The sequence below is a fragment of the Oceanimonas marisflavi genome, from assembly GCF_003049725.1.
In the GTDB taxonomy this organism is placed as follows: Bacteria; Pseudomonadota; Gammaproteobacteria; order Enterobacterales; family Aeromonadaceae; genus Oceanimonas; species Oceanimonas marisflavi.
The window spans coordinates 1-8,675 of record NZ_QAGM01000040.1 but is presented as its reverse complement, the minus strand read 5'-3'; the positions used below and the strand labels follow the sequence as shown (position 1 = coordinate 8,675).

Annotated in this window: 9 protein-coding genes, 2 tRNA genes and 1 rRNA gene; 3 read left to right on the top strand and 9 right to left on the bottom strand. The window is 59.1% G+C overall.

Going from position 1 to position 8,675, the window contains the following annotated elements; genetic code table 11:
* Window positions 1–103: 103 nt before the first annotated feature.
* The 7 genes from DA373_RS15690 to DA373_RS16350 form a co-directional block, all read right to left on the bottom strand.
* Window positions 104–838, bottom strand: a complete 735-nt coding sequence (locus DA373_RS15690) for a M90 family metallopeptidase (RefSeq protein WP_107853214.1) — start codon at window positions 836–838, stop codon at window positions 104–106.
* Window positions 839–843: 5 nt separating this feature from the next.
* On the bottom strand, window positions 844–2,139 hold the full coding sequence (locus tag DA373_RS15685; RefSeq protein WP_107853213.1) for an NRAMP family divalent metal transporter: 1,296 nt from the start codon (window positions 2,137–2,139) through the stop codon (window positions 844–846).
* A gap of 249 nt (window positions 2,140–2,388) precedes the next feature.
* The gene (locus DA373_RS15680) at window positions 2,389–3,396 is read right to left on the bottom strand and encodes a peptidoglycan DD-metalloendopeptidase family protein (protein ID WP_107853212.1); all 1,008 of its coding nucleotides are present in this window, start codon (window positions 3,394–3,396) and stop codon (window positions 2,389–2,391) included.
* A gap of 44 nt (window positions 3,397–3,440) precedes the next feature.
* A complete protein-coding gene (rimI, locus tag DA373_RS15675; protein ID WP_232821369.1) occupies window positions 3,441–3,884 on the bottom strand; it encodes a ribosomal protein S18-alanine N-acetyltransferase in 444 nt (147 codons plus the stop codon).
* Window positions 3,860–4,231, bottom strand: a complete 372-nt coding sequence (locus DA373_RS15670; RefSeq protein ID WP_198650337.1) for a hypothetical protein — start codon at window positions 4,229–4,231, stop codon at window positions 3,860–3,862. The genes rimI and DA373_RS15670 overlap by 25 nt, the downstream gene beginning before the upstream one ends.
* A gap of 53 nt (window positions 4,232–4,284) precedes the next feature.
* Window positions 4,285–4,361, bottom strand: a tRNA-Trp gene (locus DA373_RS15665).
* Between the two features lie 31 nt (window positions 4,362–4,392).
* On the bottom strand, window positions 4,393–4,545 hold the full coding sequence (locus tag DA373_RS16350; protein ID WP_157953736.1) for a hypothetical protein: 153 nt from the start codon (window positions 4,543–4,545) through the stop codon (window positions 4,393–4,395).
* Between the two features lie 126 nt (window positions 4,546–4,671).
* Here DA373_RS16350 and pyrB point away from each other — a divergent pair, with 126 nt between their 5' ends.
* The 3 genes from pyrB to DA373_RS15650 all read left to right on the top strand — a co-directional run bounded on the left by pyrB (window position 4,672) and on the right by DA373_RS15650 (window position 8,108).
* Window positions 4,672–5,595 carry an aspartate carbamoyltransferase gene (gene pyrB / locus DA373_RS15660; protein WP_107853210.1) on the top strand — a complete coding sequence of 308 codons (924 nt, stop codon included), beginning with the start codon at window positions 4,672–4,674 and terminating at the stop codon, window positions 5,593–5,595.
* Window positions 5,596–5,600: 5 nt separating this feature from the next.
* Entirely contained in the window at window positions 5,601–6,059 is a 459-nt protein-coding gene (gene pyrI / locus DA373_RS15655) for an aspartate carbamoyltransferase regulatory subunit (protein WP_107853209.1), read from the top strand.
* A gap of 129 nt (window positions 6,060–6,188) precedes the next feature.
* On the top strand, window positions 6,189–8,108 hold the full coding sequence (locus DA373_RS15650) for a RecQ family ATP-dependent DNA helicase (RefSeq protein WP_107853208.1): 1,920 nt from the start codon (window positions 6,189–6,191) through the stop codon (window positions 8,106–8,108).
* A 328-nt stretch (window positions 8,109–8,436) separates the two neighbouring features.
* On the opposite strand, the gene DA373_RS15645 is transcribed toward DA373_RS15650, so the two are convergent.
* Both DA373_RS15645 and rrf read right to left on the bottom strand, forming a co-directional pair.
* A tRNA-Asp gene (locus tag DA373_RS15645) sits at window positions 8,437–8,513 on the bottom strand.
* A gap of 37 nt (window positions 8,514–8,550) precedes the next feature.
* Window positions 8,551–8,665, bottom strand: a 5S ribosomal RNA gene (gene rrf, locus DA373_RS15640).
* Between the last annotated feature and the right edge of the window lie 10 nt (window positions 8,666–8,675).

The following is an 8,675-nucleotide window of genomic DNA, read 5'->3' as shown; positions in this document are numbered from 1 at the left end:
AGCCCACCAAATTGAGTATTGTTGGCAAACAAAGAAGGTGCTGGATGAAAACCGACCATCTTGAAAAGGTGCTAAAAGCAGGAATTTCAAAATTGATTGAAAACTAAGCGCTCATGCGTTCACCCTGACGGGCCAGCTGGTCATACACCGCCGGGTAGACAGAGTGCAACCGGTGCGGGTCGGTAAAGAACAGCTCCGTCACTACCGCCAGAAACTCTGCGGGGTGGGTAGCGGCGTAAGGATCGATGGAGGCCTCATTGCGCTCGTCCCGCTCCCGCAGATCGTCAAAGGCAGCCTGAAACACCCGCCGCCATTCGTCCATGTCCATGCCGGGCCCCATGGGCGGCACGCCGTCGGCCTCGCCGCCGAGCATGTCGAGCTTGTGGGTCAGTTCGTGAATGATCAGGTTATAACCGTCCCAGCCGCCGTCGTCGGCCAGCTCGCTCCAGGCCAGCACCAGCGGCCCCTGCTGCCAGGACTCGCCGGCGTGCTCCTCGGTCACCTCACTCACCAGGCCGTATTCATCCTGCACGCTTTCACGGCGGGTCACCGGCTCGGGAATAATGATGATTTCGTGAAAACCGGCATACCAGTCCAGTCCCAGGTGCAGTATGGGCAGCGCCGCCTGCAGCGCCAGCCCGGCCTGTTGCAGTGGGGTCAGGGCTACTCCCAGCCGGGTCAGGGTTTTACGCGCCAGCAGCGCCTGTGCCAGCTCGCACAGGCGTTGTTGCTCGAGTTCGCTCAGGCCCTGCAATATCGGCAGAGCCTGCCGCGCCTGCTGCCAGGGCAGCGGCGAGGCCGACGGGCGTTTGCGGGTTAACCAGTCAAACCAGCCCATAGCGGTTACTTCACAAAGAGGTACCAGTAACCAAACAGCAGGTTAAAGCCGGCAAAAAACAGAATGCCTATCCGGCTCAGGGCAACCATGCCCTTGCCCAGACGGTACTGCTCGGGTACCTGCGGAAGTTTCATCAGCCGGAAGTTCAGCCAGGCAAACACCAGGGCGCTGATAAAGGCGGAGATCATGGCAAATTCCAGCATGGCCAGCAGGGCGCCCTTGAAAAACATGATGATAAAGGCCGCCACCACGCCCATGACCACCATCAGCGGATAGGTATAGCGGGCGCCGTGACCGGTGGGGCCACTGCCTTCGGGCTGCCCGAACTGCACCAGGCATTCACTCAGGGCCCGGCTGTAACCGTCGAGCACGGTCACGGTAGTGGAGAACATACACAAAAAGGCGATAAAGGCGATAAGCCACCGGCTCCATTCCCCCATCACGCTGGCATACACATTCACCAGCTGGTGCGCAAAGGCGATGCCGGACGTGGCCAGGGTCTCGCCGCTGCCGTGCAGCACCAGCGCGCCCAGGGCCACAAAGGCGATGGCCAGCAGGGTGGAGGTCACATAGCCCACGTTAAAGTCGACCAGGGCGCCCTTGTAATCCAGCTCGTCACCCAGCACTTTTTGCTTCTGCCGCAGCCAGACGCTGTTCCAGGATGACAGCTCGATGGGCGCCGGCATCCAGCCCATCAGCGCCACCAGAAAGCCGACCGAGGCCAGGTTCCAGGGGCTGGGAGCCACAAAGTCGGGGGTGGCCACCCCGCCCCGGTTAAGGGCGATAAATACCGCAGTGACAGTGGCGACGGCCAGGCCCACAATGATCCACTTGGTGACGCTGTCGAGGGTCTTGTAGTGGCCGGTGATCAGAAACACCAGCGAGCCCGCCAGCACTATCATGCTGAGCTGGGTCACAGTCAGGCTGTCGCCGATAAACAGACCCAGAATGCTGCCGCAGAGCATGGCCACGCCGGCGGTGCTGACCACGGAAGCAAAGAGGTTAAGCAGGGTAAACAGTCGCAGATAGCCCCGGCCGATGCGATCATACCCCTGGATCAGGCTCTCATTGGCGGCCATGGTGTAACGGGCGCCGATCTGAAAAAAGGGATATTTCAGCAGGTTGACCAGCAAAATCAGCCCCACCAGCTGCCAGCCGTAAATTGCCCCGGCCTGGGTGGAGGCCACCAGGTGAGAGCCGCCGATGGCCGCCGCCGCCCCCAGTATGCCCGGGCCCAGCACCCGCATATAGTGACTTATGCTGCGGGACTCGCCCTTTTCCATTTCAACCGCCTGCGACATACCGCCTTCCTGCCTTTTTACATTGCTTTTTAAAAATAAGGACAGTTAAAAAGCCATAGCAAACAGCATAAATCAACTGCTTTTCACGGAGCGTGACGACAGCATTCAGTCAAATAAACCAAAATAAGTGCACAAAAAAGAAAATTAATCCAAACTCAACCTTTGCTGCAGGTCATGAGCGTATAGGCTGGACTGATGCCCATATTAAATAATTTCACTTGTTACCATTACTGGCAATAAAAAAGCCGGTTATTCCCCGTCCTCATTACCTCTTGCCAGCAGCGTCTGCCCGGTCGCCGGCACCCGGCCGTTGAGGGTAAAGGGAATGGATTCCATTCTGCCCTTGTTATTGACCTGCACCGCCAGGTGCAGATGTGGGCCCGAACTGTAACCGGTATGGCCCGAGGCGGCCACCACCTGACCGGCACGCACTCGCTGGCCCTTTTTCACTGTCAGCGAGCCGGTATCCAGGTGAGCATACAGGGTCATGGTGCCGTCGTCGTGACGCAACCGCAAATGATTGGCCCTGCCCCTGTATTTGGCTTCAAGACCACCGCCCACATGGTGATCCACCGCCGCCAGCACCACGCCGTCGGCAGTGGCCAGCAGGGGCGTGCCCACCGGCAGGGCAAGGTCGAGGGCATAGCGGTTGGCAGGCTTGTTATGGCTGAAGTCACCGTTAAAGCCCTGGGATACCCGATAAGGCCCGGCCACCGGTGGACTCATGTCCACCGCATTGGCCAGGGGCACTCTGTCTCGATTGTGATGCTGCTTCCAGGCCTGTACCCGCGGGCTGACAATAGTGCCGCCGGCAATTTTCTGGACCCGGTGCTGGCTGCCAACCTTGTTGCGCCCCTCATGGCTGCTGTAGGCAAAGCCATAGTCGTAGCTCCAGGCGCCCGAGGCGGCCGGGGTCAGCTTACCGATAAACTTTTCTTCCCGAGGCGGCAGGGTCACCGCCTGTTGTAGCGTCTCGGGAATGGCCACGTTGTTTTTACCGGTAAACTGAAGGTTCAGCCGGGCATGGCTGGCGAGGCGGTTAAGGGCAAAAAAATAGTGGCCGTCGGGCTTTTTCACTACCCGCACCAGAATGCCGTCCTTGTTGACCGCATCCTGGTGCCAGCGCTGACCGCTGGCGGCCTTGAGACGGTTATCGGTGTAATGCACCACGCCGGCGGCGTCGCGGTATTGATAGATATCTGCATAAGCCGGCGCCATCCATGCAAGCACCAGCCCAGCGGCCAGCAAGCCTCTCATAATGCTTCCCTGCGAGAGTGTATGTGTATGTCCCAGTATAGGAACTAGAGCGCCATTTGCATCAGCACGGCGTCTTCTGCCCCATTTAAAGCAGGGTAATAATTGCGTCGCCGGCCGCTTTCCTGGTAGCCAGCCGAGGCATACAGGGCCAGTGCCGCCCGGTTTGAAGCACGCACTTCCAGCCATAACAGGCTCAGCCCCAAGGCGCGGCATTGAGTGAAATAGTGCTCCAGCAGCCTTCGGCCCAGCCCCCTGCCCTGCCATGCGGGGGAGACGCAGATGTTCATCAGGGTGCTTTCATCAAGCACCCGATCAGCAATAAAGTAACCCAGTAATTCATTTTTATGCCAGAGTGCGCCGGTAAAATAGCGCTCGCCAAAGGCATCGGCCAGCAAGTTCCGGCTCCAGGGGTGGGCATGGGCCGCCTGCTCCACAACGACCATGGCATCGAGATCGGCCGGGGTCAGGGAGCGGAATTCAGGCTGCACAACCGGCTCCAGAGTTCACGTTTTTGAGCAGAGGACAATGGCAGGGTGCCGTGCCACACCAGATGGTCAGCGGGCGTGGTGAGGTTGAATCCCAGCATGATGCGCGCGGCGGGCCGGCCGGCGGCCAGCCAGGCGGTTTCGTCCTGCACTTCGGGGCGAACGCCATTCAGCGCCAGGGTGAGATCGTCAAGCAGGGTGTCGGGCAGGTGATGGCCCTGGCCGGTGATCAGCCGTATCTCGGCAACGGGTAGCGGAGACTCGGGGGCATAAGGCAGGCGCTCGCCATGGGTGCACTGCCATACCGGCAGCCCGATAAATTGCCAGAGCCGGGATTGTAATGGCGTCATAAACACTCCATAACGCAAAAGGCCAGCACTGAGGCTGGCCTTTTCGGTGAAGCTGGCAGGGGCAGAGGGACTCGAACCCCCAACCGTCGGTTTTGGAGACCGCTGTTCTACCAATTCGAACTATGCCCCTGCAACACGAAGCGAATTATAACGACCGGCTTTCAAAGGTAAAGGGCTTTTTCCACCGTGCCGGCGCGTTCGCTCACTCTTTCACCGTTCAGGTACATTCTCGCCGGGTATTTTGCTTTGCCGGCGCATTTCTCTATAATCCGGTCGGTTTGCAAACAAGCGGAGCTGATATGCCCCATTCCCATTGCCACTCCTGGTCTGTGGTGGTGCCCCTTGCCGGTACCGGCTTCGGCGTTTGCGATCCTGTCACTTCTAATGGCCCCATTCAGGGGCTTTTTTATGGCCCGAATTTCACTTGAAGAGCACTGCTGATGGCGAACCCTTTATATCAAAAGCATGTAATCTCCATATCCGACTTTACCCGCGCCGAGCTGGAGCTGGTCATTGATACCGCCGTCATGCTCAAGACCCACCCCCGTCCCGAGTTGTTGAAACACAAGGTGGTGGCAAGCTGCTTCTTTGAAGCTTCTACCCGCACCCGGCTGTCGTTTGAAACCGCCGTACACCGCCTGGGGGGCGCCGTTATCGGCTTTTCCGACAGCGGCAGCACCTCGCTGGCGAAAAAGGGCGAAACCCTGGCCGACTCGGTACGCATTATCAGCTCCTACAGTGACGCCTTTGTGATGCGCCACCCCCAGGAAGGCGCGGCCCGGCTGGCGGCGGAGTATTCCTCGGTGCCGGTGATTAACGCCGGTGACGGTTCCAACCAGCACCCAACCCAGACCCTGCTGGATCTGTTCACCATTTACGAAACCCAGGGCACCCTGCAGGGACTGACCGTGGCCTTTGTGGGCGACCTGAAATACGGCCGCACCGTCCACTCCCTCACCCAGGCCCTGAGCCTGTTTGGCTGCAAGTTCTACTTTATCGCCCCCCAGGCCCTGGCCATGCCCGACTACCTGTGTGACGAGCTGACCGAAAAGGGCATCAACTTCGAGTTCCGTGACAGCATGGAAGAAGTGATGGACGAGCTGGACATTCTCTATATGACCCGCGTGCAGAAAGAGCGCTTTGACGAAACCGAGTATGTACATGTGGCGTCCAAGTACGTGCTCACGCCCCAGGTGCTGGAAAATGCCAAGGACAGCCTCAAGGTGCTGCATCCCCTGCCCCGCATCGACGAGATCACCGTGGAGGTGGACGACACTCCCTATGCCTATTACTTTGAGCAGGCGGAAAACGGCGTTTATGCGCGCCAGGCCCTGCTTGCCCTGGTGCTGAACGAGAGCCTGTGAGAGAAATGATGAACAAGAGCCAACTGCAAGTAGAAGCCATTCACAACGGCACCGTGATCGATCATATTCCCGCCGGTCAGGGCATCCGGATCCTGCAGCTGTTCGGCCTGGTGCAGACCCACGAACGGATCACCGTGGGGCTCAACCTGCCCTCCAAGGCGCTGGGAGCCAAGGACATCATCAAGGTGGAAAACACGCGCCTGACCGCCGCCCAGGCCAACCAGCTGGCGCTGTTTGCTCCCGATGCCACCGTGAACCTGATCGAAGACTTCGAGGTGGTGGAAAAGCTGCAGCTGCATCTGCCCGAGCAGGTGGAAGGCGTGTTTTCCTGCCCCAACACCAACTGCATCAGCCACAACGAGCCGGTGGCCAGCAAGTTCCGGGTGCGCGCGGTATCCGGCCAGGTGCGCTTCCGCTGCAACTACTGTGAAAAGTCCTTTCACCGGGATCTGATGGCACTATAACCGCCCCGCCGGCAGCCGCCCGGGCTGCCGGTTTTTACGCCTTTCCCTTTACTTGTTCCGCATTCAAGGTTGCCAACCCCGCTGGCGCAGGCCAAGCTGTGGGCACCGTGATTTGACCTTACCGGCGCCATGACACTCGAACATACCCTGCAACAGCACTTTGGTTTCGCTTCCCTTCGCTCAGGCCAGAAAGAGGTTATCGACACTATCCTGGCCGGCCAGTCGGCGGCGGCGATCTTTCCCACCGGCTCGGGCAAGTCGCTCTGCTATCAGTTGCCGGCCCTGCTGTTGCCTCACCTGACCTTGGTGATTTCCCCGCTGCTGGCCCTGATGCAGGATCAGCTGGCCTTTCTGCGGCAGAAAAACATTCCCGCCGCCAGCATCGACTCCACCCAGGGCTGGGAAGAGAGCCGCCGCATCATGCAGGAGGTCAGGGAAGGGCGCATCAAGGTGCTGATGATTTCGGTGGAGCGACTGAAGAACGAGCGCTTTCGCCAGTTTATCGGCCAGGTGCCCATTTCCCTGCTGGTGGTGGATGAAGCCCACTGTATTTCGGAATGGGGCCACAACTTTCGCCCCGATTACCTCAAACTGCCGGATTACCGTCGTCAGCTTCACATCCCTCAGGTGCTACTGCTGACCGCCACCGCCACCCCGGCGGTCATCGAGGATATGCAGCGCAAATTCGGGCTGGCCGCGGAAAATGTGGTGATCACCGGTTTTTACCGGCCCAACCTGCACCTGGAGGTCATGCCGGTGAGCGAGGCTGAAAAAATGCCCGCGCTGATCGCGCGTTTGAGAGAGGATCCGGCCTCTTCCACCATTGTCTATGTCACCCTGCAGCACACCGCCGAACAAGTAGCCAACGCACTTGATGCCGCCGGCATTCCGGCCCGGGCCTACCATGCGGGCATGGATCAGGACCGCCGCCGTCAGTTGCAGCAGGCCTTTATGGCGGGGGAAATGCCCTGCATCGTCGCCACCATCGCCTTTGGCATGGGGGTGGACAAGGCCGATATTCGCCGGGTGATCCATTACGATCTGCCCAAGTCCATTGAAAACTACAGCCAGGAAATCGGCCGCGCCGGCCGGGATGGTCAGCCCTCGCACTGCCTGCTGCTCGGCAACAAGGCCGGGCTCAACGTGCTGGAGAACTTCGTTTACGGCGATACTCCCGAGCCGGACGCCATTGCTGCGCTGCTCCATGAACTACAGCAAGCCGGTGAGCAGTGGGAGCTGATGCCGCTGCGGCTGTCAAACAGCACCAATATTCGCCTGCTGCCCCTGAAAACGCTGCTGGTCTATCTCGAGCTTAACCGAGTGATAGAACCACAATACAGCTATTTTGCCGATTATCGCTTCAAGTTTGTGCAGTCACGCCGGGAGATCCTCGGCCATTTCAACGGCGAGCGTCAGGCCTTTCTGAATGCCGTGTTTGACGGTGCTCCCCTGGCCAGAAGCTGGTGTCAGGTCGACTTTGATGCCATTTGGCAACAATATGGCGCCGAACGAAAGCGAGTGATCAGCGCCCTCGACTATCTGCATCAGCAAGGCTGGATCAGTCTGGAAAGCAAGCAGATGATCGAGGTGTACCGGGTGCTGCAGCCGGCGTTTGATATCAGTGCCGAAGCCAGCCGCCTGCACCGGCTGTTTAAACAAAAGGAACACAGTGAGCTCACCCGGCTCGCCGAGATGACTGGCTTTTTTGAAAGCGAGCACTGTCTCAGCCACCGCCTCGCCGGTTATTTTGCTGATGATCAGGCACCAGCAGACTGTGGTCATTGCTCGGTCTGCAATGGTTCACCGGCACAACTGCCCGAGCCCGCGCGCCCGCCCTTGCCCTCTGCCGGCCAGCTGACGCACTGGTGCCGGGAGCTGCAGGATGCCAGCCCGCAACCACTGAACGCCCACACCCTGAGCTGCTTTTTATGCGGAGTCTCCACGCCCCTGCTTAACCGTCTGAAAGCCAGAAAACAGCCTGGCTTCGCCCGGCTGGAGCAACAACGTTTTGGCGACATACTGACGTTGCTGAAACAGCAAGCCGGGTAGACCAATCGGATTAAACATTTACTCATTCTGTATCTGAGAGGCGCCGCTTTAGCTGGCGCGAAGCCACCAGCGCTGTCTGTATTTAACGTGCTTCGCACGTTCTGCCGACTAAAGTGGCAGCTACAACAGGGCCGAAAACAGATCACTTGCTTAATGTAATTGGTATAAGACAGAAATACGGAAATGAAAAAAGCCGGGAGCGCGGGCGGCTCGCCCGCATCAGCGCCCGAAGGGTGCTCAACAGCGTGGTGCTACGCACCATATGCAGGCGGGCCGCCTGCGCTCCAATACGAAAAAACCCCAGCCGATTGGCTGGGGCTTTGAGTAATGGCGGAGCGGACGGGACTCGAACCCGCGACCCCCGGCGTGACAGGCCGGTATTCTAACCAACTGAACTACCGCTCCGCAGAAAGCTGTATAGTCAGGAGTACTAAATTAGAGTGCCTGGCAGTGACCTACTTTCACATGGCAGCTGCCACACTATCATCGGCGCGGTTGCGTTTCACTGCTGAGTTCGGCATGGAGTCAGGTGGTTCCACAACGCTATGGCCGCCAGGCATAAAATCG